Source organism: Caballeronia sp. GAFFF2 (assembly GCF_023631485.1).
Lineage (GTDB): Bacteria > Pseudomonadota > Gammaproteobacteria > Burkholderiales > Burkholderiaceae > Caballeronia.
The window spans coordinates 33,195-59,380 of sequence record NZ_JALQDA010000005.1 but is presented as its reverse complement, the minus strand read 5'-3'; the positions used below and the strand labels follow the sequence as shown (position 1 = coordinate 59,380).

The 26,186-nt window shown below is 62.7% G+C and carries 17 protein-coding genes; 7 read left to right on the top strand and 10 right to left on the bottom strand.

The window, feature by feature from the left end:
* Positions 1-31: 31 nt before the first annotated feature.
* The 8 genes from pabB to hrcA all read right to left on the bottom strand — a co-directional run bounded on the left by pabB (position 32) and on the right by hrcA (position 9,630).
* Entirely contained in the window at positions 32-1,831 is a 1,800-nt protein-coding gene (pabB, locus tag NCT04_RS02260) for an aminodeoxychorismate synthase component I (RefSeq protein WP_250463102.1), read from the bottom strand.
* Positions 1,832-1,868: 37 nt separating this feature from the next.
* On the bottom strand, positions 1,869-3,005 hold the full coding sequence (gene dnaJ / locus NCT04_RS02255) for a molecular chaperone DnaJ (protein ID WP_244827046.1): 1,137 nt from the start codon (positions 3,003-3,005) through the stop codon (positions 1,869-1,871).
* A gap of 270 nt (positions 3,006-3,275) precedes the next feature.
* Entirely contained in the window at positions 3,276-5,240 is a 1,965-nt protein-coding gene (dnaK, locus tag NCT04_RS02250; RefSeq protein WP_250463099.1) for a molecular chaperone DnaK, read from the bottom strand.
* A gap of 166 nt (positions 5,241-5,406) precedes the next feature.
* Positions 5,407-5,811 (bottom strand): thioredoxin family protein, encoded by a 405-nt coding sequence (locus tag NCT04_RS02245; protein WP_250463096.1) that lies wholly within the window; start codon positions 5,809-5,811, stop codon positions 5,407-5,409.
* 17 nt (positions 5,812-5,828) lie between these two features.
* Complete coding sequence (gene grpE, locus NCT04_RS02240; RefSeq protein WP_244827044.1) at positions 5,829-6,419, bottom strand: nucleotide exchange factor GrpE; 591 nt, start codon at positions 6,417-6,419, stop codon at positions 5,829-5,831.
* Positions 6,420-6,995: 576 nt separating this feature from the next.
* A complete protein-coding gene (locus NCT04_RS02235; RefSeq protein WP_244827043.1) occupies positions 6,996-7,403 on the bottom strand; it encodes an RNA-binding S4 domain-containing protein in 408 nt (135 codons plus the stop codon).
* A 14-nt stretch (positions 7,404-7,417) separates the two neighbouring features.
* Complete coding sequence (hemH, locus tag NCT04_RS02230; protein ID WP_244827042.1) at positions 7,418-8,485, bottom strand: ferrochelatase; 1,068 nt, start codon at positions 8,483-8,485, stop codon at positions 7,418-7,420.
* Positions 8,486-8,613: 128 nt separating this feature from the next.
* Complete coding sequence (hrcA, locus tag NCT04_RS02225) at positions 8,614-9,630, bottom strand: heat-inducible transcriptional repressor HrcA (protein WP_244827041.1); 1,017 nt, start codon at positions 9,628-9,630, stop codon at positions 8,614-8,616.
* Positions 9,631-9,819: 189 nt separating this feature from the next.
* Here hrcA and NCT04_RS02220 point away from each other — a divergent pair, with 189 nt between their 5' ends.
* Together NCT04_RS02220 and recN are read left to right on the top strand one after the other, a co-directional pair.
* Positions 9,820-10,713 carry an NAD kinase gene (locus NCT04_RS02220; protein WP_244827040.1) on the top strand — a complete coding sequence of 298 codons (894 nt, stop codon included), beginning with the start codon at positions 9,820-9,822 and terminating at the stop codon, positions 10,711-10,713.
* Between the two features lie 29 nt (positions 10,714-10,742).
* Positions 10,743-12,395: a DNA repair protein RecN gene (recN, locus tag NCT04_RS02215; protein ID WP_250463093.1), complete on the top strand. Its 1,653-nt coding sequence runs from the start codon at positions 10,743-10,745 to the stop codon at positions 12,393-12,395.
* 47 nt (positions 12,396-12,442) lie between these two features.
* Here the strand turns inward: recN and glnE are convergent, their stop codons facing one another.
* Complete coding sequence (glnE, locus tag NCT04_RS02210; RefSeq protein WP_250463090.1) at positions 12,443-15,244, bottom strand: bifunctional [glutamate--ammonia ligase]-adenylyl-L-tyrosine phosphorylase/[glutamate--ammonia-ligase] adenylyltransferase; 2,802 nt, start codon at positions 15,242-15,244, stop codon at positions 12,443-12,445.
* A gap of 205 nt (positions 15,245-15,449) precedes the next feature.
* On the opposite strand from glnE, the gene NCT04_RS02205 reads away from it, so the two are divergent.
* From NCT04_RS02205 to aroG, 4 genes are all read left to right on the top strand, one after another.
* Positions 15,450-19,772 carry a YhdP family protein gene (locus NCT04_RS02205; protein WP_250463087.1) on the top strand — a complete coding sequence of 1,441 codons (4,323 nt, stop codon included), beginning with the start codon at positions 15,450-15,452 and terminating at the stop codon, positions 19,770-19,772.
* A gap of 57 nt (positions 19,773-19,829) precedes the next feature.
* Complete coding sequence (locus NCT04_RS02200; RefSeq protein WP_250463086.1) at positions 19,830-20,657, top strand: carbon-nitrogen hydrolase family protein; 828 nt, start codon at positions 19,830-19,832, stop codon at positions 20,655-20,657.
* Positions 20,658-20,790: 133 nt separating this feature from the next.
* Positions 20,791-22,257 (top strand): metalloprotease TldD, encoded by a 1,467-nt coding sequence (tldD, locus tag NCT04_RS02195; RefSeq protein WP_244827035.1) that lies wholly within the window; start codon positions 20,791-20,793, stop codon positions 22,255-22,257.
* Positions 22,258-22,609: 352 nt separating this feature from the next.
* Positions 22,610-23,683 (top strand): 3-deoxy-7-phosphoheptulonate synthase AroG, encoded by a 1,074-nt coding sequence (gene aroG / locus NCT04_RS02190; protein ID WP_250463084.1) that lies wholly within the window; start codon positions 22,610-22,612, stop codon positions 23,681-23,683.
* A gap of 50 nt (positions 23,684-23,733) precedes the next feature.
* Here aroG and NCT04_RS02185 read toward each other — a convergent pair whose 3' ends face one another.
* Positions 23,734-24,300: a cob(I)yrinic acid a,c-diamide adenosyltransferase gene (locus NCT04_RS02185; RefSeq protein ID WP_250463081.1), complete on the bottom strand. Its 567-nt coding sequence runs from the start codon at positions 24,298-24,300 to the stop codon at positions 23,734-23,736.
* Positions 24,301-24,638: 338 nt separating this feature from the next.
* Here NCT04_RS02185 and NCT04_RS02180 point away from each other — a divergent pair, with 338 nt between their 5' ends.
* Positions 24,639-26,060, top strand: coding sequence for an FAD-binding oxidoreductase (locus tag NCT04_RS02180; RefSeq protein WP_250463077.1), 1,422 nt, complete (start codon positions 24,639-24,641; stop codon positions 26,058-26,060).
* Positions 26,061-26,186 lie beyond the last annotated feature (126 nt).

Below are 26,186 nucleotides of genomic sequence, written 5' to 3'. Positions count from 1 at the left end.
CGCGCTGACGGCTCGTCGAGATCGCGAGCCGTCACCGTCTCAGACGCGCCTTCACCCCGCCGCGCAACGCATTGCTGATGAGCAACTCATCGGCGCCCTCGAGGTCTTCGGTCGTCATTACGCGCTCGGCGGCTTCCAGTTCTTCGATCAACACCGCGCGCATCACGCCCGGCAGCACGCCCGCCTCGATGGGCGGCGTCCACCACTTTCCGTCGATGCGCGCAAACACGCTCGACCGCCCGCCTTCCGTAATCTCGCCGCGTTCGTTGCAAAAGAGCATGTCGAACGCGCCCTCCGCTTCCGCCGCTTTCCACGCGCGATCGTAGTCGGCACGATGCGTCGTCTTGTGACGCAACAGCGCGTCGCCGGAGTATCGCGGCGCAAACCCGCGATCCGAAGCGAGCAACACATCCACGCTATCCGACGCCAACGGCGCAAGCCGCGCGCTCGTCAATGCAAAGCGTCCGCTCTTGTCGAGCGCGATGCGCAACCGATACGGCGTACCCGCCTCGAAGCCCGCACGATGTTGCGCGAGTTGCGCGTCCAGCTTGCGCTCATCGAACGGAAAACGAAGCCACGCGGCGCTCGCCTTCAAACGAGAAAGATGACGCGCGGCGTGGCGCACGCCGTCATCGCGCGTGGCGTGCGTCGTCTCGAACAACTCGAAGCCGGGGTCCGCGCCCGTCAGAAAGCGCGCCTTCAACAGACACTCTTCGTACTCGCTCGCGGCATCGCTATCGAGCACGATTCCCGCGCCGATACCGATCACGCCGCGCGTGCCGTCGGCATCCACGACGAGCGTGCGGATCGCGACCGAGAGACAAAAGTCGCCGCGCGTATCGAGCCAGCCGATCGCGCCGGTATAAAGACCGCGCGGCGTGCTCTCGATCTCGTCGATGAGCTGCATCGTACGGTATTTCGGCGCGCCCGTGATCGAGCCGCAGGGAAACAGCGCGCGGACGATATCGGCGAACGAAGCGCCCGGTTTCATGCGCGCCTCGATGGTCGACGTCATCTGCCACACCGACGCATAAGCCTCGACCGAGAACAACGCCGGCACATGCACCGAGCCCGTCGCCGCCACGCGCGACATGTCGTTGCGCAACAGGTCGACGATCATCACATTCTCCGCGCGATTCTTCGGGTCGTCGTGGAGCGCGGCGGGATCGGAGTCGCGTGGCGCGGTGCCTTTCATCGGCCGCGCGCGCAAAAGCGCTCCTTGCTTCTCGACGAACAACTCCGGCGAACACGAGACGACCACGCGGCCGTCCGGCATGGAGATGAACGCGCCAAAGCGCACCGGCTGACGCTCGCGCAAACGCCGATACAACGCGAGCGGCGTGCCGAATACATCGAAATTCAACCGGAACGTGAAGTTGATCTGATACGACTCGCCTTCGCGCAGCGCGTGATGAACGGCGGCGATGGCGGTATCGAATTCGTCGCGCGTGATGCTCGGCTCGATGCCCGCCACGCCCGCCACCGAGGGCGTCTCACAACCGCCATCTCGCGATGCAAGCCACGCGCTGGCTTCGTCGCGAGACATGGGCGCGAACTCGCGGAACATGAGCACTCGCAACGCACGATCCGCGCCGCGCCCGATACCGCCGAACTGGAGATTGCGCCCGAACTCGTAATCCGCGACGACGAGCGCATGCAGGCCGCTCTGGAAATCGGCATCGATGGCCGCGCATACGGCGTCGAGCATGCGCCCGTCTTCGCAGACATGGGCGCGCACGAATCCCGTGTACAAACGACTCGACCGCCTTTCGGCGGTCGCTTCGCAGTCGTCGAGCAGCGCGAACACCGCGCCGCGCTCTTCAGTCTTCATGGCAACACTCGCTGCCGGTAGTGCCACGTCTTACACATCAATCGAAGAAGCTTTTCACGCGGTCGAACCAGCTCTTGCTTTGCGGGCTGTGGCGCGCGCCGCCTTCCGTCAGCGACTTCTCGAACTGCTTGAGCAGATCGCGCTGCTGATCGGTGAGTTTCACGGGCGTTTCGACCTGTACATGCACATACAAGTCGCCCGCAATGCTCGAACGCAAACCCTTGATACCCTTGCCGCGCAACCGGAACGTCTTGCCCGACTGCGTGCCTTCCGGCACCGTGAAGCTCGCGCGGCCCGCCAGCGTCGGCACTTCGATCTCGCCGCCCAGCGCCGCCGTGGTGAACGGAATGGGCATCTGGCAATGCAGGTCGTCGCCGTCACGCTCGAACACCGAGTGCTGCTTGATGTGGATCTCCACATACAAGTCGCCGCTCGGACCGCCATTGAGACCCGGCTCGCCGTTGCCGGCGGAGCGGATACGCATGCCGTCGTCGATGCCCGCCGGAATCTTCACTTCCAGCGTCTTCGTTTCCTTCACCTTGCCCGCGCCGTGGCAGTTCGTGCACGGGTCCGGAACATAGGTGCCGCTGCCGTGACACTTCGGGCACGTCTGCTGGATGCTGAAAAAGCCCTGCGACATGCGCACCTGGCCCTGACCATGACAAGTCGGGCAAGTCTCGGGCTTCGTGCCGGGCTTCGCGCCCGAGCCGTGACAAACATTGCAGTTGGCCCAGCTCGGCACGCGAATCTGCGTGTCGTAGCCGTGCGCCGCCTGCTCCAGCGTGATTTCCATGCTGTAGCGCAGATCCGCACCGCGATACACCTGCGGACCCGCGCGGCCGCCACGCGCCGCGCCGCCTGCGGCTTGCCCGAAGATGTCGCCGAAGATGTCGCCGAAGGCATCGGCAAAACCGCCGAAGCCCTGCGCGCCCGCGCCGCCCATGTTCGGATCGACGCCAGCGTGGCCGTATTGATCGTAGGCCGCGCGCTTCTGCTGGTCGGAGAGCATTTCGTAGGCTTCCTTCGCCTCCTTGAAATTCTCCTCGGCCTTCTTGTTGTCCGGGTTGCGGTCAGGGTGATACTTCATCGCGAGCTTGCGATACGCCTTCTTGATCTCTTCGTCGCTCGCGTTTTTCGCGACGCCCAGAATGTCGTAGTAATCCCGTTTCGCCATGTCGGTTCGATTCCGCCGCGCTTCTAACCCGACGGTTCCTCTGAGATGCTCCGGGCCATTCGACCCGCGCTTGAAACCTCTGACGCCTCGCCCCAAACTCGGCTCGAAGCAAGACGCCTCTAAAAACAACGTGCCCGGAGAGCCGTCAGGCTCGCCAGGCGCGTTCCACGTCAGACGCTAGACGCGTCCCGATGCCGGTCTTCGCGTGACGCATACGCGCCGCGAAACGACCAAGGGCGCATGAATGTCGCCACTCACGCGCCCTCCGGCTTAGTCCTTCTTCACTTCCTTGAAGTCGGCGTCGACCACGTCATCGTGCTGCTGGCTCGCACCCGCTTCCGCCGATGCACCCGCGCCCGCCGCACCGGCCGCACCTGCCGCCGCGCCCGCCGCGCCTTGCTGCGCCTGCATGTCGGCGTACATCTTTTCGCCGAGCTTCTGCGATGCCGCCGCCAGTGCTTCGACCTTCGCTTCGATGGTCGCCTTGTCGCTCGCGTTGTCCTTCAGCGCGTCTTCGAGTTCCTTCAACGCAGCTTCGATCTTTTCCTTCTCGCCGGCTTCGACCTTGTCGCCGTACTCGGCAACCGCCTTCTTCGTGCTGTGGACCAGCGCGTCGCCCTGGTTGCGGGCATCGGCCAGTTCACGCAGCTTATGATCTTCCTCGGCGTTGGCTTCGGCGTCCTTCACCATCTTGTCGATTTCCGCGTCCGTCAGACCCGAGTTCGCCTTGATGGTGATCTTGTTTTCCTTGCCCGTTGCCTTGTCCTTCGCGCCGACGTGCAGAATGCCGTTCGCGTCGATGTCGAAAGTCACTTCGATCTGCGGCACGCCACGCGGCGAAGGCGGAATGCCTTCGAGGTTGAACTCGCCGAGCAGCTTGTTGCCCGCGGCCATCTCGCGCTCACCCTGGAACACCTTGATGGTCACGGCGCCCTGGTTGTCGTCCGCCGTCGAATACACTTGCGCGTGCTTCGTCGGGATGGTCGTGTTCTTGTTGATCATCTTCGTCATCACGCCGCCGAGCGTCTCGATGCCGAGCGACAAAGGCGTCACGTCGAGCAGGAGCACGTCCTTGCGGTCGCCCGACAGAACCTGACCTTGAATCGCGGCGCCAACGGCCACGGCTTCGTCCGGGTTCACGTCACGGCGCGGTTCCTTGCCGAAGAATTCCTTCACCTTCTCCTGCACCTTCGGCATACGCGTCATGCCGCCGACGAGGATCACGTCGTCGATATCGCCGACCTTCACACCCGCATCCTTGATGGCGGTGCGGCACGGTTCGATCGTGCGCTCGATCAGCTCTTCGACGAGCGCTTCGAGCTTGGCGCGGGTGAACTTGAGGTTCAAGTGCTTCGGGCCCGACGCGTCAGCCGTGATGTACGGCAGGTTGATGTCGGTCTGAGCCGTCGACGACAGTTCGATCTTCGCCTTTTCAGCCGCTTCCTTCAGGCGTTGCAGCGCGAGCACGTCTTTCGACAGATCGACGCCTTGTTCCTTCTTGAACTCGCCGATGATGTAATCGATGATGCGCTGGTCGAAGTCTTCACCGCCGAGGAACGTGTCGCCGTTGGTCGAGAGCACTTCGAACTGCATTTCGCCGTCCACGTCCGCGATTTCGATGATCGAGATGTCGAACGTGCCGCCGCCCAAGTCGAACACGGCGATCTTGCGGTCGCCCTTTTCGGCCTTGTCGAGACCGAAGGCGAGCGCGGCTGCCGTCGGTTCGTTGATGATGCGCTTCACTTCCAGACCGGCAATGCGGCCTGCGTCCTTCGTTGCCTGACGCTGGCTGTCGTTGAAGTACGCCGGGACCGTGATGACGGCTTCCGTGACCGGCTCGCCGAGGTAGTCCTCAGCGGTCTTCTTCATCTTGCGCAGCACTTCAGCGGAAATCTGCGACGGCGCGAGGCTCTTGCCGTGCGCTTCGACCCATGCGTCGCCGTTGTCGTGCTTGACGATCTTGTAGGGCATCAGGCTGATGTCCTTCTGCACTTCCTTCTCGTCGAAGCGGCGGCCGATCAGGCGCTTCACTGCATAAAGCGTGTTGCGCGGATTCGTAACCGACTGACGCTTGGCAGGTGCGCCAACCAGGATTTCGTTGTCGTCGACATACGCGATGATCGACGGCGTGGTGCGCGCGCCTTCCGAGTTCTCGATGACCTTGACCTGATTGCCTTCCATCAGCGCCACGCACGAGTTCGTGGTGCCGAGGTCGATACCAATGATTTTGCCCATTTTTTATACTCTCCTTGCTTTGATCGCTTTAGCGCTGCGGCCGGAAAACGCCGGCTTGTGCGGCCGATTTACCGGGCCGAACGCCCAAATATTCATACCTGTACGCAAGATAAGAACGCGGATTTCGTTTTCAAGACCCTGAAAGCGATGCGGTCTATATCTTTTTTCACTCGGAAGCCTTGCCGCGGATCTTTTCCCGCGCCGCCGCGACCGCCGCTTCGAATTGCGCGAGACCATGCCAGCCGGTGGCGCGCCCGAGACGCTTGCCGCGATGAAAGAAAAACCACGTCGGCACGCCATGCAGCAAAAAGCGCCGTCCCAGTTCCCGATGCTCGTAGACATTGCTGTGAAACCACTTCAGTCCGAGCGCGCGAATTTCATCGGGCTTCGCGAGCATCGCTTTTTTGGCGATTTCGCAGTTGAAGCAGTCGACGCCCCAGAAGAACACGACGGCCAGATCATCTCCCGCCGAAGCCAGCGCGGCGTCGAAACCGGGCGCGTCGAGCTCCTGCATGGCGAAGACCGAAAACGCGGTGGCATCGACGGGAACGCGATTCTCCGAGGCGGCCATGGCGTTCTCGCGGCGCGTTACTTCGGTGCGGCGACGGTGACGAGAGCCGGACGCAGCACGCGATCCGAAATCACGTAGCCCTTTTGCAGCACGGACACGACGGTATTCGCTTCCTGCTCGGCCGGCACCATGGAAATAGCCTGGTGACGATGCGGGTCGAACTTCTCGCCCACCGGATTCAGCGCGGTGACGCGCCCCTTTTCCAGCGCGGCGGTCAGTTGACGCAGCGTGAGTTCGACGCCTTCCCGCACCTTGACGAGATCGGACGATTGATCGGCAAGCGCGGCTTCGAGACTGTCGAGTACCGGCAGCAGATGTTCGGCAAAGCTTTCGATGGCGAACTTGTGCGCCTTCTGCACATCGTCCTGACCGCGGCGACGCACGTTTTCCGTTTCCGCCTTGGCGCGCAGGAACTCTTCCTGGAGCGCGGCGATCTTCGCCTGCGCTTCGGCCAGCGCGGCTTCGTTCGCGTCCGGCGCGACTTGCGGCGCATCGGCGCCCGTCGGCGCTCCGGTTGCGCCGGCTTGGGTCGGGTCGGCGGCCTGGCGCGCGGTTTCGTCTGCGGGCGTGGGGTTCTGGCTCGCTGGATTCTCTTGCGTGTTTTCCATGTCGCTGAATGTATTGCTGTGAGTGAAATGGATGCGATCGGCCGGGAGTCCTCTTACCGCCGAGAACCAGGCCAGGCTTTTTCGCACTAGCGGCGGAATTTGGGGCATCCGAGGGATTTTCAAGGCTCCAGAAGCGATTTTTCGGACGAAATTTAGCTTTTTTCGCGTGCGCTTCAAACATCGGACAACGGCGGGCCACGCATGTCGGCTGCGTGACGCGTTAAGTGCAAATTCGCCACATTTGACTGCGGGAAACACTTCGTAATGGGCGTTTCGTCGCAGTACGCAAAAATCAGATTGAGGCGATTGCGTTGTTCGCCTACACTTCGAACATGCGTCGCAGGAACACGTTAACCCTAATCCTACGAATGCAGTAACCGCTCAAGCCCTTGCCCGTTTCCTTCCGGTTTTCGCAACCGGTTATCCCGCTCACCGGGGGTACCATGAAACTGACCTTTGCTATCGCGGTGGTCGCTCTGGTACTGGTTGCGGGAACGACCACCATATGTATGTCCGGCGCTGTCACCGCCCGTAACACCGAGTACGGCGGCGTTCATGCGACCATCGAAAACTACTTCAATCCGAACCTGCCAGTTTGTCGATAATGCGCCGGTCGCGCTTCGTCGGCCTGCCCTGAATTCCGGCAGCCGGCTCGCGAAACGTCTTGCGCCGCTCGGCTTCGGCTAACCGCTTCACTCGGCCCTCTTCCGTTTCCGCGTAAAGCGTCTGGGCCACGCTTGCCGGTCCGCGCACGTCGCACACGCCCTTTACTTCCACTTGCCAGACGATCCGCTCGATATCGATCTCGACGAGATCGCCGACGCGCACGTCCTTCGACGGCTTCACGTTCGCCCCGCCGATCTTCACGCGGCCTTTTTCCACCGCGTCGCTCGCGAGCGAACGCGTCTTGAAGAAGCGCGCTGCCCAAAGCCATTTGTCGATGCGCAGACGCGCGCCCGGTTCCGTCGAAATCGTGTAGTTCATGAATAACCGTTCGTTCAGGCGGCAACCGTCAATGGCTGCACGGCCTGCACCGGCCAGCCTTGCAGATTCTGCGCCGCGATTTCTCCCAGCGCCTTGATCCACGCCGGCGATGCATTCAGGCAAGGAATGCGGTGAAACTGCTTGCCGCCTGCGTGCAGAAATTCGTCGCGCACCTCGATGCCGATTTCCTCGATCGTCTCAAGACAATCCGCCGTGAAGCCCGGACAAAAAACGTCCACGCGCGCAACACCCGCCGCGCCGAGTTCCGCGAGCGTCGGCGCGGTGTATGGCTGCAGCCATTCCGCGCGGCCGAAGCGCGACTGGAACGTGACGCGGCATTCCACCGGCGTGAGCCCCAACGCGGAGGCGAGCAGCGAGCCCGTCAACTGACACTGGTCGTGATACGGATCGCCGAGATCCATGGTTCGCTTGGGGACGCCGTGAAAACTCAGCACGAGCTTGTCGCCGGCGGCAAAATCCGGCACGCCGTGATGACGCCAGTAATCGCGCACCTGCTCTGCAAGCGCGGAGATATACGCCGGATGATCCGCGTAATGACGAATGGTGCGAATCTCGGGCTGATTGCGCACGCGCTTGAGCGCGGTAAAGGCGTCGTCGAAAGCGGTCGCGGTGGTCGAAGACGAGTACTGCGGATACATCGGCACCAGGAGAATGCGCTCGGCGCCTTCGAGCTTGAGCTGATTGAGCATGACGCCGATGCCCGGCGTGCCGTAGCGCATCGCGTAGTCGACGAGCACGTGATAGTCGTTTGCCGCAAAGAGGCGCCGCAAGCCCTCGACCTGCTTCTCCGTATAGACACGCAAGGGCGAGCCTTCCGCCATCCAGACCTGCGCATATTTCTTTGCCGACGCGCGCCCGCGAAACGGCAGGATGATCAACCGCAGAATGATCTGCCAGAGCAAGGAGGGAATCTCGACCACGCGCGGATCGGAGAGGAACTGCGCCAGATACTTGCGCACGGCACGCGGCGTGGGCGCGTCCGGCGTGCCGAGATTGATCAGCAGCACCGCGACACGATGCGAAGCGCTAGGCTGCGAAGGCAACTCGAGATCGAAACGCATAGGGCAAGGCGGCCGGAAGTGGTCGAAAGGTGAAACCCATTATAGCGGCGCGTTTCACGCCGCATCATTGGCCGAACGGCCTAGTGGCGGCGCGGCGCGCGGGCCGGCATGATGGGCTGAAGGAAAAGCTATTGAGAACTGAGCGACATGGACAACAGGCGTGCGGTGATATCGACGATGGGAATCACGCGGTTGTAGGCCATGCGCGTGGGTCCAATCACGCCGAGCGTGCCGACGATCTTGCCGTTGACTTCATACGGCGCGGTCACGACGCTCATTTCCTCGATCGGCACCAGATTAGATTCCCCGCCGATGAAAATCTGCACGCCCTGCGCGTGACTCGAAACATCCAGCAATTGCAGGAGGCTCGTCTTTTGGTCGAACAAATCGAACAGCTTGCGCAGCCGCGCCATGTCGGACGAAAGGTCCGCCACTTCGAGCAGATTGCGCTCGCCGGAAATCAGCACGGTCTCGCCCGGATCGGTTTCGGCGGTGCTCGCGACCACGGCCGCCTGCATGAGCGCGGTCATGTCGCCGCGCAATTCGTCGATTTCCTGACGCAGCCGCAGACGCACTTCGTCGAAGGACAGGCCCGCGAAATGCGCGTTGATGTAGTTGGAGGCTTCCGTGAGCTGCGACGGCGAATAGTCGCGCTGCGTCGCCATCATGCGGTTCTGCACGTCGCCTTCGGGCGTCACGATGATAAGCAGAATGCGCTTGTCCGACAGCCGCATGAATTCGATCTGCTTGAACATGTGACTGCGGCGCGGCGTGAGGATCACGCCCGCGAACGACGAGAGACTCGACAGCACGCTCGCCGCCGCCGCGACGATCTTCTGCGGCTCCTCGCCTTGCAGGCGCGTCTTGACGGCGGTGGTCATGGCTTCGTCTTGCGGCGCTTCCACGGTGAGCATGGTGTCGACGAAGAGCCGATAGCCGCGCGGCGTGGGAATGCGTCCCGCCGACGTGTGCGGGCTGACGACGAGACCGAGGTCTTCCAGGTCCGACATCACGTTGCGAATGGTCGCGGGACTCAGCTCCAGGCCGGAATGCCGTGATAACGTGCGCGAACCGACCGGCTGACCTTCGGCGATGTAGCGCTCGATCAGCGTTTTGAGGAGGGTTTGTGCACGTGGGTCTAGCATGGGGAAATTTTAGCCTAACGTGTCGTGGCGCGGCGAACGTACCCGCCGCGATGAATCGCTTGTCGAGCGATTCAATGTCCGCTCCATTCTAGCGATAAACAACGGGCGTGCCCCGGCGTGATCGGGTGGCGTCGCAGCCACCCTTCGCGCACGGTTCTTTTCGCCTTCCACCTATGGTGTAATGCCGGCATGGAAATTGGCCAATTCAAGACTGTCGCGCTCATTGGGCGCACCAATACGCCCGGCATCGAGACGCCGCTGCGCCTGCTCGCGGAGCTGATCTCGAAGCAGGGTTTCGAGGTCGTGTTCGAGGCCGGCACCGCGAAGGATGTCGGCGTGACCGATTACCCGGCGCTCTCGGTCGCCGAAATCGGCGCGCGCGCAGACGTGGCGGTCGTGCTGGGCGGCGACGGCACCATGCTCGGCGTGGGCCGCCAGCTTGCGCCGTACAAGACGCCGCTCATCGGCGTGAATCACGGGCGGCTCGGCTTCATCACGGACATCCCGCTCACCGAGATGCGCGAGATCGTGCCTCAGATGCTCGCCGGACAGTTCGAGCGCGAGGAACGCAGCCTGCTCGAAGCGCGTATCGTGCGCAACGACAAGCCCATTTATCACGCGCTCGCCTTCAACGATGTGGTGGTCAATCGCAGCGGCTTTTCAGGCATGGCGGAACTGCGCGTGTCGGTGGATGGCCACTTCATGTACAACCAGCGCTCGGATGGTCTGATCGTCGCGACGCCCACCGGCTCGACCGCCTACGCGCTTTCGTCGGCGGGGCCGATTCTTCATCCGCAGTTGCAGGGCTTCGTGCTCGTGCCGATTGCGCCGCATTCGCTCTCGAACCGTCCGATCGTGCTGCCCGACGACTCCAAGGTGACCATTCAGTTCATCGGCGGGCGCGATGTCAACGTGAACTTCGACATGCAGTCGTTCACGGCCGTCGAGCTGAACGACGCCATCGAAGTGCGGCGCTCACGGCACACGGTGCCGGTGCTGCATCCGGTCGGCTACAGCACGTACGCCACGTTGCGCAAAAAGCTGCACTGGAACGAGCATCCCTCGCAAGACTCCGCCCTCTGAAGCGCTCACCACGCCCTTTCCAAGCGTCCATGCTCCGTCATCTCTCCATTCGGGACTTCGTCATCGTTGCCGCGCTGGATATCGAGTTCGACTCCGGCTTCACGGTTTTTTCGGGTGAAACCGGCGCAGGCAAATCCATCCTGATCGACGCCCTTGCGCTCACGCTCGGCGCCCGCGCCGACGCGAGCGTCGTGCGCACGGGCGAAGCGCGCGCCGACATTACCGCTGAATTCACCACGCACGCGCAAGTGGCGCGCTGGCTGGACGAGCACGCGCTCTCGCAAGACAGCGACACCGTCATGCTGCGCCGCGTGATCGATTCCGGCGGCCGCTCGCGCGCGTTCATCAACGGCACGCCGGCCACGCTCACGCAACTGCGCGAAGTGGGCGAAATGCTCGTCGACATCCACGGCCAGCACGCGCATCAATTGCTGATGCGCCCCGACGCGCAACGCGAACTGTTCGACACGCACGCCGGTCTCGTCGACACAGCGAGCACCGTGAATCGCGCGTGGCGTGCGTATCGCGAGGCCCAGCAGGCCGTAGAAGCCGCGCAAAGCCGCGACCGCGAACTGCAACTGGAACGCGAGCGTCTCGCATGGCAGTTGAGCGAGTTCGATAAGCTCGCGCCGCAGCCGGGCGAATGGGAGGAAGTGAGCGCGGAGCATCATCGGCTCTCGCACTCGGCAAGTCTCATCGACGGCGTGCAAAGCGCGCTGTCCGCATTGTCCGAATCCGACGAAGCCATGATTTCCCAACTCGCAGCCATCATCACGAAGCTGCGCGATCTGGCCGATATCGATCCCGCGTTGAGCGACGTGCTCGCCTCGCTCGAACCCGCCGAGATTCAGTTGCAGGAAGCGTCGTACTCACTTTCGCACTACGCGCAGCGCCTCGAACTCGATCCTGACCGGCTCGCGCAGGTCGAGCGTCGCATGGATCAGCTTCACTCGACGGCGCGCAAGTTCCGCCTTCAGCCCGAAGCGCTGCCCGAGGAACATGAAGCGCGCCGCAGCCAGCTAGCCGAACTCGATGCCGCCGCGGACCTGGACGCGCTCAACGCCGTCGCCGAGAAAGCGAACGACGCTTATCTCGCGGATGCAAAAGCGCTGTCGAAGGCGCGCGCGAAAGCGGCCAAGACTTTGTCGAAGGCAGTCACCGAAGGCATGCAGGAATTGTCGATGGCGGGCGGCAGCTTCGAAGTCGCGCTCGTGCCGCTTGCGGAAGGCGGCGCAAACGGGCTGGAACAGATCGAGTTTCGCGTGGCGGGCCACGCTGGCGTCGCGTTACGGCCGCTCGCGAAGGTCGCATCGGGAGGCGAACTCGCGCGCATCAGCCTCGCGCTCGCCGTGATCGCGAGCACCGCGAGCCCGACGCCCACGCTGATCTTCGACGAAGTGGATACGGGCATTGGCGGCGGCGTGGCGGAAGTGGTCGGACGGCTCTTGCATCAACTCGGACGCGACCGGCAAGTGCTGTGCGTCACGCACTTGCCGCAAGTCGCGGCGCGCGGCGATCAGCATTTCCAGGTGGCGAAAACTTCCGACGATGCCGGCGGCACGGTCAGCACGGTGACGCCGCTCGACAAGTCGAAACGCATCGAAGAAGTGGCGCGGATGCTTGGAGGAATCGAAATCACGGCGACGACACGCAAGCATGCAAAGGAGATGCTCGCGGCTTGAGGCGCGGGCGAACGAGGCGGCGCAAAAACGCTGCGCCGCCTTCCACCTCACTCGGCAATCGAGAACACGCGTCTCCACAACGCCGTCACCGCTTCCCTTTCGCCCTTTACCGCATCCGGCGCGACGCGCGCCTTCTCCATTCCATCGAGCCGCAGCGTGTGCTGCAGCTTGCGGTAGTGCCGGTACACCGCGCCAATCGTTTCCGCTTCGTCCGCGCTGATCAACCCGCTCTGCGCCGCGATCTTGAGCAAGGTGATATTGCCCGCATTGCGCACGAACTCGCGATGCTCGCGCGAGTGCAGCAACACCCAGTACTGCACGATGAACTCGATATCCACCATCCCGCCGCGATCGTGCTTCAGGTCGAACAATTCGCTGCGATTGGGATGCCCCGCCGCCACACGCTCGCGCATCGCGACGATTTCGCGGGCAAGCAATGCCGCATCGCGCTCCATCACCAGCACGTCCGCGCGAATGGCTTCGAATTGCGCGCCGATCTCGGCGTCGGCGGCGCTGTAGCGAGCGCGCGAAAGCGCCTGATGCTCCCAGACCCACGCGGTATTCGCGGCATCGCCTTCACGAATCTGATAGCGGCGAAACGACTCCAGACTCGTCACCAGCAAACCCGATTCGCCGTTTGGCCGTAGACGCAAGTCCACATCGAACAGCGTGCCCGCGCCGGTCGCCGCCGTGAGCCACGTGATGAGACGGCGCGCGAACATCGCGTAAATGTCGGCGGCGCTGTCGTTCGAATCGTCGGGATCGTCGTAGAGAAAGATCAGATCGAGATCGGACGCATAACCCAGTTCCTTGCCGCCGAGCTTTCCATACGCGATGACGGAGAAGCGCGGCGTATCGCGATGCCGCTTCGGAAACTGCCGCCAAACCGTCTGCACGGTTACGTCAAGCACGGCATCGGCGAGTTCGGACAGACGGTCGCTCACATGTTCCACCGACAGATGTCCCGCCAGATCGATCAGCAGGATGCGGAACACTTCGGCCTGATGCGCGTGACGCAGCAAGTCCATCTGATGCTCCGCGTCCTCCGCTGCCGCAAGCCGGGCGAGCAGCGAACGCTTGAACCCGTCCCAGTCGAAGGGGCTGGCAATGGCTTCGTCATCGAGCAATTCGTCCAGCAATTGCGGATGGCGAATGAGATAACCCGCCGCCCAGCGCGAGCCGGACAACACGGACAGCACGCGTTCGAGCGCCGCCGGATATTCAGTCAGAAGCGCGAGATACGCGCCGCGTTTGCCGATGGCTTCGAGCAAGTCGAAAAGCCGCGCGATCACATCGCCGCGACGCGCGGCATCGATCGACTGCACGACTTCGAGCGCGCGCTGCGCGACCACGTCGAAGCGCTCGCGGCTGTGCTCGTTCAGGCTCGCGTAACGCGTGGAGTTCCACACGCCCGTTAGACGCGCGAGCACCGGCGCCGGGTCCGCGAAGCCGAGTTCGGACAGACGGCCGGCGAGTTCTTCCTGCGCGGAATCGTCGGCGAGCGCGCTGCTCCAGATCCACGATGCAGCCGAATCGTCCGACACGCCGCAGCCGTTTTCACCGCCGATCTTGTCGGCGAAGATGGCATCGAACTGTTGTTCGACGAATTCGCGATGCGCATCGAGCTTGTCCATCAACGCGGCGTAGTTCGCAAATCCGAGCGATGACGCGAGCAACGCGCGCTCGTCGTCGGCAACCGGCATGGCATGCGTCTGCGCGTCGTTGCGATACTGCAGCCGATGCTCCACCGTGCGCAAAAACAGATACGCGTCGGTGAGCGAGTCGCACACGTTCTGCGCGATCAGCCCGTGCGCGGCGGCGCGTTCGAGCACCTTGAGCGTCGGACGAATGCGAAAATCCGCCGCCTGTCCGCCGCGAATCAACTGGAAAACCTGCGCGCTGAACTCGATCTCGCGGATACCGCCGCGTCCGAGCTTGATGTCGTCGGCCTTGTCGGGGCGCATGGACGCGCGCCGCCGCGCTTCCTGCCGAATCTGCAGATGCAGCGAGCGAATCGCGGCGATCACGCCGTAGTCGAGGTATCGCCGATAGATGAAAGGCGTCGCAATGGCTTCGAGTTGTTTGACGAGACGGCGCGCGGCATCGCTCTTCGTCTCCGAGACGACGCGCCCCTTGATCCACGCGTAGCGTTCCCATTCCCGCCCTTGCACATAGAAATACTCTTCGAGCATGCCGAGACTGCACACGAGCGGACCCGAATCGCCGTTGGGACGCAACCGCATGTCGACGCGAAACACGTAGCCGTCTTGCGTCATCTCCGCGAGCGCGCCGATCACGCGCCGCCCGAGCCGTGTGAAGAATTCCTGCACCGAGAGCGGCGAGCGCTTGCCGCCGGCGGTTTCGCCATCGTCTTCATAAACGAAGATCAGATCGATATCCGACGACGCGTTCAGTTCGCGCCCGCCAAGCTTGCCCATGCCGACGACGCCGAGCGTAAGCCGTTCGCCTTCGGGTGAGCGCGGCTCGCCGAAGAGCGCTTCGAGGTCGGCCGCGAGTACCGCGATGGCGCGTTGGATCGTTACTTCGGCGAGATCCGTCATTGCGCCGGTGACTTCGGCGACATCCGCCGTGCCCGCTAGATCGCGCTCCATCGCCGTGCAGAAAACCTCCATGCGCAAGCGGCGCAACGCCGTCTTGAGCGCGGCTTCATCGAGCGTGCCGGTCTCGACGCACGGCACGCAATGAGCGTCGAGGCGCGCTTCGATCCATTGCCGCGTGATCGGCGTCGTTGCCCATTGGGCGACATCGGAGGCTAGTTCCGGACGCGCCGAATAAGCGCGCGACGAGTAGTTGGAATAGCTGGAACTGAGGAGTTTCGCGTCGGTCATGAAAGGGTAGGCTCGCTCGTTGCTTGGTACAGATGCTGATCGTACACGGGCAGCGAAGCGGTTTGAACCGATGGTCCGCGAGGCTTGTCCGAAGCGGCTCCGAGAGACTTTTCCAGAGCGGCGCGGCCAAGCCTTGCCCGCTTTTCCCTGTGTTACATTGCAGCGTCAAACACGCAAAACTACCATATCGCCGACTAGCCGCAGCATGTCCGACAGCAGACGATCCGTCGACCCGACCGAAGTTGGACAAGCCCAGCCCAGCGGCAACGCCGAGCGCGTGCTTTCACGCGTCTTCAAAATCGTTCTCGTGTTCGCGGCCGTGGTGTACTTCGCGGTTGCGGGCATCTATCTCGCGTTGCGCTATATCGTGTTGCCGCAGGTCGATTCGTTCCGGCCGCGCATCGAGCAACTCGTCTCCTCGCGCATTCACGCGCAGCTACATATCGGCCGGATCACGGCGGTCATGGCGGGTTCGCAACCCACCTTTCTGATCGACAATCTGCGTATCGACGCCGCCGACGGATCGCCCGGCGTGGCGGTGCCGCATGCGCGCGCGAGCATTGCGTGGGGCTCGCTGCTGCATCTTCGGCCGAAGCTTGCCGATCTCACCGTCGATGGTCCCGATGTCATCGTCGCGCGCAATGCCAAGGGCGAACTGACCGTCGCGGGCGTGCCTGTTCCCACGCATCGCACGGGTTCTGGCGCGTTCACGAACTGGCTGCTCGGACAAGACCGCATTCGTCTGCGCGACGGCACGCTGCGTTGGCGCGATGCCGAACGCGACGCGCCCGAAGTGGCGTTCAAGCGCCTGCAACTGACCATCCTCAACGACGGCTTGCGGCATCGGCTCGCACTCGATGCACCCGCCGACGGCGACGTGCTGCACGGCCCGCTCGATGTGCGCGCGGACTTTCGCCACGAGCCGTTCACCGCGATGGGCGCACCCGCGAACTGGACCGGACGTCTCTACGTTTCCACCGGGCCGCTCGACCTGCCGACGCTCGGCCGCTACGTGAAGCTGCCTTTTCAGATCTACGATGGCCGCGTCGAAAACCGTATCTGGGTGGACTTCGCGCGCGGCCAGTTGCAAAAGGCAGGCGGCGATCTGAACGGCGGCAACGTTGCGCTGCGCGTGCGCGCCACGCAGCCGCGCCTCGAATTGCCGATTGCGCGCTTCGACTGGACCATCGACAAGAACGATACGGCCTACACGCTGAATCTGTCCGACATCCATGCCGAACTCGGTCAGCCCGCGCTCTCGGACGGCACGCCGGTCGCGCGTCTTCTGGCGGCGCATACGCTCACGGGCACGTACCGGCCGGCATCGGTTGGCAAGGGATTGATGTTTCGCGTCGCGGGCGATCACGTCGATCTCGGCATCCTCGCGGACTTCGTGCGGGCGCTGCCCGTGCCGCCGCGCGTGCTCAACGAACTCGTGCGCTTCAATCCGCGCGGGCAGATTGCGAACTACTCGATCTACACGGAGCGCGCGGCGCCGCGCAATGAAGAAGAGGTAAAGCAGCAGCACGAAAAAGGCGACGCCAAGCTCTTGCACTTCACGCTCAAGGCCGACTTGCAGGGTATCAGCGTGCAGGCGCAGGAACCGCCGCCGGGACTTACCGTGAACAACCATCCGCGTGCGGGCATTCCGGGCATCGAAAACCTGTGGGGTCATGTCGATGCCAACGAGGCGCAAGGCGCTATCGACATCGATACGAAAAATGCGGCCATCACCATTCCCGGCGCGTTCGATGATCCGCGTCTGACCTTCGATACGCTGCAAGGCCACGCAACCTGGACCGTCGCCGATGAAATCGCGCCCGGCGAATTGCGCCGCGCATTCACCATTCACCTCGACACGCTGCGTGTGAAGAACGCCGATGCCGAAGGCGACGTCACCGCTTCGTATTGGAATCAGGGCCACGGGCGCGGCAATCTCGATCTCAAGGCGAAGATCGCGCACATGCAGGTCACAAGGCTCGTGCGCTATCTGCCGACGAGTCTCAACGAACGCGTGCGCGTCTATCTCGGGCATGCGCTGCAAGCGGGCGTGGCGCGCAACAGCGTGCTCGAAGTGCATGGCGACCTCACCAAGTTCCCGTATGCAAAGGCGCCGGACGCGGGCGTGTTTCGCATCGAGGCGCCGTTCACCGGCGGCCGTTTCGATCCGACGCCGTTCCCGCCGCGCAAACTCGCCAACGGCATGCCAAGCATCTGGCCGGGTTTCGACGGGATCGACGGCACGTTCAAGCTCGCGCAAAACAAACTGCGCTTCGATGTCGAGCGCGGACATTATCGCGGCGTGAAGGTATCGAATCTGAGCGGGCGAATCGACGATACCGGCGACCGCGAATCGAAACTGTGGATTGACGGGCAAGCACGCGGACCGCTCTCGGACATGCTTCAGTATGTCGACGACAGTTCGCTCGGCCTGATGGCCAAGCACGCCACGCGCAAGCTGCAAGCTAAAGGCGATGCCGCGCTCGCGCTCACGCTCGGCATTCCGCGATTCCGGCCGCCGCCGCCCGCGCCGCCGCTTCGCACCGAATACAAAGGCTCGCTCACGTTCGCGGACAACGAAGTCGCTTATGGCAATCTGCCGCCGCTCGAACATCTGCACGGCAAGGCGAATTTCGCGGCGAAGACCGTGACGCTCGACGGACTGAACGCGCAACTGCTCGGCGGCGACGTGCGCGCGAAAGGCGGCGTGCAACCGGACGGCAGCTACACGTTCGATGTGAACGGGCGCATTGGCGCGGACGCGGCACAGCGTCTGAACACGCGCATCACGCCGCAGGTCGCGCAGTTCCTGAAGCGCATCGACGGTTCCGCGCCGTATCAGGCGCACGTGCATGGCGTGAAGAACGCGTTGCCCGTCGTGCAGGCGAGTTCGGATCTGACGGGCATCGGCTTCGATCTGCCCGCGCCGTTCGGCAAGGCAAAGGGCACGCCCATGCCGTTCGCGTTCACCTTTCAGCCCGCGCCTGGCGGGCCTTCGGATCTGCATGACGCGCAACTCACGTTCGGGCCCGTGCAGGCGCATTACTCGCTGCAGCAAATCGGCCGCGCGCAGGTCACGGTCGATCCGCAGAACCCCGCCGAGCCGATGAACATGCGCGCCCGGCTGAAGGTTGCGCGCGGCGCGATCGCCGTGAACAAGCCGGCGGCGTTGCCCGCCGAAGGCGTGTCGGCATCCGTCGATATGGACACGCTCGATGCCGACGCGTGGCGCAAGTTCATCGCCGATATCAACGCATCCGCGAGCGCTTCACCCGTGGCCGATACAGCCGCGCCCGCCTCGCCACCGATGAACGATATGGTCAGGCAGTTCATCCCGACGCGTGCCGACATCCACTTCACCACGCTCAGGCTGCTCGACCGCCGCTGGGACAACGTGCGGATCGGCGCGAACCAAGAGCCGGCGAATCGCAAATGGCAGGCGAACGTGGCGTCGAATCAGGTGACGGGCACGCTCGCGTTCACGCCGGGCGCGCTCAAGGGAAGTCCGGGCGCATTGCAGGCGCGCCTCGACAAAGTGGTCATTCCCGAGAAGATAGCGGCGACGAACGCGCCGGACGAACGCATCGTGAGCAAGCCGCCGCGCAACATGCCCGCGATCGATCTCATCGTGAACGAGCTCGTATATCGCGAGCACGATCTCGGCCGGCTTCAGGTCGATGCGCATAACGAAGTCGTCGCCGATCAACCCGTCTGGACGCTCGACAAGCTCGAACTCGCGAACCCCGACGCCACGCTCACCGCAAACGCGACGTGGCGCACGCTGCCGGGCGGCGTGGTCTCGACCGCTGTGAAACCCGCGAACGACGACACCCTACCGCGCCGCACGGCACTCGACTTCAAGCTCGACGTGAACGACGCCGGTCAGTTGATCGACCGCTTCGGTCTGCCGCGCACGGTCAATCACGGCGCGGGCACGGTGTCCGGTCACGCGGCGTGGAACGGCGGCCCGACGACAGTCGATCCAAATTCGCTCGATGGCAACGTCGCTGTCGATTTGCGTCACGGCCAAATTCTGCGCGCGCCCGGCGCCGCGAAATGGCTCGGCATCTTCAGCTTGCGCAGCCTTGCGAATCTGCTCACGCTGCATTTTCAGGATGTCGTCGGCAAGGGACTGCCGTTCGAGAAAGTCACGGGCGACGCGCATATCGAACAGGGCATCGCGAGGACGGACGATCTGGTGATGATCACATCGCCCGCGCGCGTGCAGATGCAAGGGCTCGTCGACCTGCCGCAACGCACGCAGGATTTGCACGTGAAGGTCATACCGACCGTCGGCGCGGGCGCGGTCGCAATCGGCGCGGCGGTCATCAATCCGCTGCTCGGTCTGGGCGCGCTGGCCGCCGATCTCGCATTGTCGAAGTCCATTCAGAAGGCGTTCGAACTCGACTATTCGATCACCGGTCCCTGGTCCAAACCCGTCGTTCAGCGCCTGCGGGGCGATCAGGGTAAGATCGAAACACCTGCCGCCGCCGCTGTCCCTGCTGCCGTACCAGCAGTCGCTCCGTGAAGGCGGCACGGTTCCGCCCTATTTTCGTCACCTTTTTTGGCAAACGCGCACAAAAATATGAACGATAAATCGAGCGAAAGCGCGAATTTCCGCGTCGCCGCGCTGCAGATGGTCAGCGCGCCGGACCGCGATCGCAACCTGACCGAGGCCAGCCGGCTGATCGCGCAAGCCGCGCGCGACGGCGCCCAACTCGTGCTCCTGCCCGAATACTTCTGCTACATGGGCTTCAAGGACACCGACAAACTCGCCATTCGCGAGACGCCGGGCGCCGGTCCGATCCAGCAATTCTTGTCCGATGCGGCGCGCGAGCATCGCGTGTGGGTGATCGGCGGGACTTTGCCGTTGCAGTCGGCGGAGCCGGATCGCGTGCTGAACACCACGCTCGTGTTCGACCCCGCCGGCAAGCAGGTTGGGCGCTACGACAAGATTCACCTCTTCAATCTCGAGAAAGGCGAGGAATCGTTCGACGAAGCGCGCACCATCTGCCCCGGCAGCGAAGTGCGGACTTTCGACGCGCCATTCGGACGAGTCGGCCTTTCGGTGTGCTACGACCTGCGATTCCCGGAGCTGTACCGAAAAATGGGCGACTGCGCGTTGATGGTCGTCCCCTCCGCGTTCACCTACACGACCGGCAAGGCACATTGGGAAATCTTGCTACGCGCCCGCGCCATTGAAAACCAGTGCTACGTCCTCGCCGCGGCACAAGGCGGCAAACATGAAAACGGCCGGCGCACTTTCGGCCACAGCATCCTGATCGACCCTTGGGGCGAAATCATCGACGTGCGCGACGAAGGCGCGGGCGTCGTGGCCGGCCAGATCGATCCGGCGCGCATCGCGTCAGTGCGACAGAGCTTGCCGGCGTATCGGCATCGCGTGATCGGCTGAGACGCGCGCGCCAAGTATCTTGAAAATAGGTTTTCCGACGGTCTTGAAAGCGCGATTTTTTCTCCGCACATGACCGAACCCCGTCAGCCATTAGAATGGTCTGAAATATCACCGAACTCGCAACAGGCACCGCATGAACATCATCGAACCCGGCATTAGGAATCTGGTCACGGCGAAGGACGTTTTGCTTACGCCGTATGGCCTCGACGAGGGGCTCATCACGCGTACGCTTGCGGAAATTTTCACGCATCGCGTCGATTACGCCGACCTCTATTTTCAGTCCACGCGCAGCGAAGCGTGGAGTCTGGAAGAAGGCATCGTCAAATCGGGCAGCTTCAGCATCGATCAGGGCGTCGGCGTGCGCGCCGTCTCGGGCGAGCGCACGGCTTTCGCCTACTCCGACGATCTTTCGCCCGAATCGATTCGCCAGGCGGCGCACGCAACACGCGCGATCGCCAAGGCGGGCGGCGGCAAGCACAAAATCAAGTCGGCGAGCACGCTCACGGGCGTGTCGGGCCGCGATCTGTATTTGCCCGCCGATCCGCTGCATTCGCTCGATTCCGACGCGAAGGTGAAGCTGCTGGAGCGCGTCGAGCAGATGGCGCGCGGCCGCGATCCGCGCATCACGCAAGTCATGGCCGGGCTCGCCGGTGAATACGACGTCGTGCTGGTGGCGCGCAGCGACGGCGCGCTCGCCGCCGACGTGCGACCGCTCGTGCGCGTATCGGTCACGGTGATCGCCGAGCAAAACGGACGCCGCGAGATCGGCACGGGCGGCGGTGGCGGACGCTTCGACTACGGCTATTTCACCGACGACATCCTGAACCGCTACGTCGACGACGCGGTGCACGCGGCGCTGGTGAACCTGGAAGCGCGTCCGGCTCCCGCAGGCGCCATGACCGTCGTGCTCGGGCCGGGCTGGCCGGGCGTGCTTCTGCACGAAGCGATCGGGCACGGGCTGGAAGGCGACTTCAACCGCAAGGGATCGTCGGCGTTCGCGGGTCGTATCGGCGAACAGGTCGCGGCGAAGGGCGTGACCGTGGTCGATGACGGCACGCTGCCGAATCGGCGCGGCTCGCTCAACATCGACGACGAAGGCAATCCGACGCAGTGCACGACGCTGATCGAGGACGGCATTCTCAAGGGCTACATTCAGGATTCGCTCAACGCGCGTTTGATGAAAATGCCCGTGACGGGCAACGCGCGCCGCGAATCCTACGCCGCCCTGCCGATGCCGCGCATGACCAACACGTACATGCTCAACGGCGACAAGGACCCGAAGGAAATTCTGGCTTCGGTGAAGAAAGGCTTGTACGCGGTGAATTTCGGCGGCGGACAGGTGGATATCACCAACGGCAAGTTCGTGTTTTCGGCGTCCGAGGCGTACATGATCGAGGACGGCAAGATCACGTATCCGGTGAAGGGCGCGACCTTGATCGGCAGCGGACCGGAATCGCTCAAATACGTGACGATGATCGGTAACGACATGTCGCTGGATACGGGCGTCGGCGTGTGCGGCAAGGAAGGCCAGAGCGTGCCGGTGGGCGTTGGGCAACCGACGTTGCGCATCGAAAAAATGACGGTGGGCGGCACGGTTTGATGTTTCTCGATGCGGGCTTTCCGCGTCGCTTCGGGCTGGGTTTGCGATTGCACGGGCCGGCGATGCGGGATTCCCGCGTTCTTCGAGTGGAAGGCTTGCCAGCGCCGCGTGTTTGCGGTTATAAAAGCAGTTACCTGATTTTTTTGCAACAGACTTTTCTCTCTTAAGCCATGACCGCCAAGTTTTATTTTTATTTCTTTTGGCATCTCGAGCCGCTGGCGGATGGAGAGGGGTCGTTGCAAGTACGGTAAGTACGCAAAACCAAATTCCCGAAAAACCGCCAGCGAGTCTGGCGGTTTTTTTTCGCCCTTCACACGTTGGTTTTGATTGAAAGAGACGCAGGAGAAAAGAAATGCCCCCGCACAATACCGACGATGTCCGCATTCGTGAGCTGAAAGAACTGACGCCTCCCGCGCATCTGATCCGCGAATTCCCTTGCGCCGAACCCGTGTCGGAACTGATCTACAACGCGCGCAAGTCGATGCATCGCATACTGCACGGAATGGATGATCGCTTGATCGTGATCGTCGGACCGTGCTCCATTCACGATCCCAAGGCGGCGATGGAATATGCGGGACGACTGATCGAGCAGCGTAAGCGCTTCGCGGGCGAATTGGAAATCGTGATGCGCGTGTACTTCGAAAAGCCGCGTACCACGGTGGGCTGGAAAGGGCTGATCAACGATCCGTATATGGATAACAGCTTCAAGATAAATGATGGATTGCGGGCTGCGCGGGAATTGCTCATGCATATCAACGAGCTTGGTTTGCCGGCCGGCACCGAGTATCTGGATATGATTAGTCCGCAGTACATCGCGGACCTGATTTCGTGGGGCGCGATTGGGGCGCGGACTACCGAATCTCAGGTTCACCGTGAGCTTGCATCGGGATTGTCTTGTCCAGTGGGCTTTAAAAACGGCACGGATGGAAACGTCAAGATTGCCGTCGATGCTATCAAGGCCGCTTCGCAGCCGCATCATTTCCTGTCGGTCACGAAGGGCGGACATTCGGCGATCGTTTCCACCGCCGGCAACGAGGATTGCCATATCATTTTACGCGGCGGTAAATCGCCGAATTTCGATGCCGCTAGTGTCGATGCGGCTTGCAGCGATATCGGCAAGGCGGGATTAGCGGCGCGCTTGATGATCGATGCGAGTCACGCGAATAGCTCGAAGAAACACGAGAATCAGATTCCGGTTTGCGAGGATATTGGCAAGCAACTCGCTTCCGGCGATGAGCGAATTATCGGCGTGATGATTGAATCGCATCTGGTTGGCGGCCGGCAAGACCTCAAGCCAGGATGCGAGCTGACTTACGGACAAAGCGTGACGGATGCTTGCATCGGCTGGGATGAGAGCGTGACTGTACTCGAAGGATTGGCAGCGTCGGTTAAACAGCGGCGCATTGCGCGAGGCGGTGGTAATTAAGATATAGACAGCGGCCGCTAACTCAGCGGCCGCTGTCTATTCGTTCACGGTTAATCGGTTGCCGCGTCGCGCTGATGCTTCCACAAGACATCGTTCTGGCCATCCGCGCGATTCAAAACCCGCGCCAGTACAAAAAGCAAATCCGACAGCCGATTGACATACCGCCTTGGCGCTTCATTTACTCCGGCTTCATCGATTTTCCCCAGCGCCACGATCGACCGCTCCGCTCTTCGGCAAACCGTCCGCGCCACATGCGCCACTGCCGCCGCTCTCGATCCGCCCGGCAGAATGAATTCAGCCAACGGCGGCAACGTCCGGTTGTATTCCGCGAGCCAGTCATCCAGTTGCGCCAAATGCGATTCCTCGATCATCGAATGCCCGGGAATCGATAACTCGCCGCCTAAATCGAAGAGATCGTGCTGAATCGTCGTCAACGCATCGCGCACGTCCGTTGGCAGCGGTTCGCATAGCAATACGCCCAAAGTCGAATTCAATTCATCGACATCGCCGATTGCGGCAATCCGCGCATCGTCCTTGGAAACGCGACGGCCGTCGCCGAGCCCCGTGGTGCCATCATCGCCGGTACGGGTGGCGATCTTGCTCAGACGGTTGCCCATCGTTTTCTCCTTGCTCGTTGATTCATCGCTCGAAACGCGCGTTCACGCTTTGAACCGCGCCGAAACTCCGACCCATTATAGGCAAGCGGTCCCACGGTTTTACCCGCCTGCCGCCCTCCATCTCATCGGCGTAAAATGAGATGGAAGTCGTGAAGCAAGCACTCGACCACGCCGAGCGCAGCAACCCAACGAGCGCGACGATTAAGCACCGGCGCGCAAAACGCAACGTGCTCGATCCGTCGCCTGAAGCGTTTAGTGGCACGAATAAGCAACACGCGACGAATCCGCCGCGAAAATCGACCGAACAATCGCAGCGCCCAAGCTGCCCCGGAGACACCGTGAACCACCCCGCCGAAGCCGCACGAACCGCCTTCCGCCGCCCGTTCCCCGCCGCCCTGCTCGATGCGCTGCGCTCAAGATTCGCGGAGCGCGTCTCCACTGCCCAGGCGGTGCGCGAGCACCACGGCCGCGACGAATCCCCGTTCGACCCGCAACTGCCCGACGCCGTCGTCTTCGCGCGCAGCACAGATGACGTGCAGGCTATCGTCAGACTTTGCGCCGAACACGACACGCCGATCATTCCTTACGGCAACGGCTCATCGCTCGAAGGGCATCTGCTGGCAGTGCAAGGCGGCGTCTCCATCGACTTGTCGGAGATGAAAAACGTCATCTCGATCAACGCCGAAGATCTCACGGTCACCGTCGAACCCGGCATTTCGCGCAAGCAACTGAACGAAGCGCTGAAAGACACCGGCCTCTTCTTCCCGATCGATCCCGGCGCGGACGCGAGCATCGGCGGCATGTCGGCAACGCGCGCTTCCGGCACCAACGCCGTGCGCTACGGCACGATGCGCGAAAACGTGCTCGGCCTCACGGTGGTTACCGCCGATGGCCGAGTCATCAAAACCGGCACGCGCGCGCGCAAATCGTCGGCGGGATACGACCTGACGCGTCTTTTCGTCGGCTCGGAAGGCACACTCGGTGTCATCACCGAAATCACCGTGCGGCTTTATCCGCAGCCCGAAGCCATTTCCGCCGCCATCTGCGCTTTCCCGTCGATGGGCGATGCGGTGCGCGCCGTCATCGGGACCATTCAGATGGGCGTGCCGATTGCGCGCGTCGAATTCGTCGATTCGCTCGCCGTGCGCGCAATCAATCGTCATTCGAATCTGACGCTCGCCGAATCGCCGACGCTGTTCTTCGAATTTCACGGCACGGAAGCGGGCGTCAAGGAGCAAGCACAAACGGTGCAGGACATCGCCGCCGAGAACGCCGGCACCGGTTTCGAATGGGCGACCCGTCCCGAAGACCGCAGTCGTCTTTGGAACGCGCGCCACAACGCCTACTTTGCGATGCTGCAACTGAAACCCGGCTGCCGCGCCGTCACCACGGATGTCTGCGTGCCGATCTCGCGTCTCGCGGAATGCGTCGAGGAAACGGAAAAAGACCTGGTGGATTCGCCGCTTCCCTGCCCAATCGTCGGCCATGTCGGCGACGGCAACTTCCACGTCGCCATGCTGCTCGATCCGGCCAAGCCCGAGGAACTAGCGGAAGCCGAACGGCTGAATCACCGCATCGTCGAACGCGCGCTGATGGTCGGCGGCACCTGCACGGGCGAACACGGCGTCGGCTTGCACAAGATGGGCTTCATGATCGAGGAGCACGGCGAGGACGCGATCGCCGTGATGCGCTCGATCAAACACGCGCTCGACCCGAAAAACCTCATGAATCCGGGCAAGATCTTCGCGTTCGAGCAGTAATCGCGCGGTTTGCGCTTCATTTCGCGCACACGGCGACGGCAATGGACGCTGTCGCCGCAAGCGGGCAAGATGGACCGCGGTAACCCAATCATTCGTCGACGAAGAGCATCTGCGTCGATCAAACCG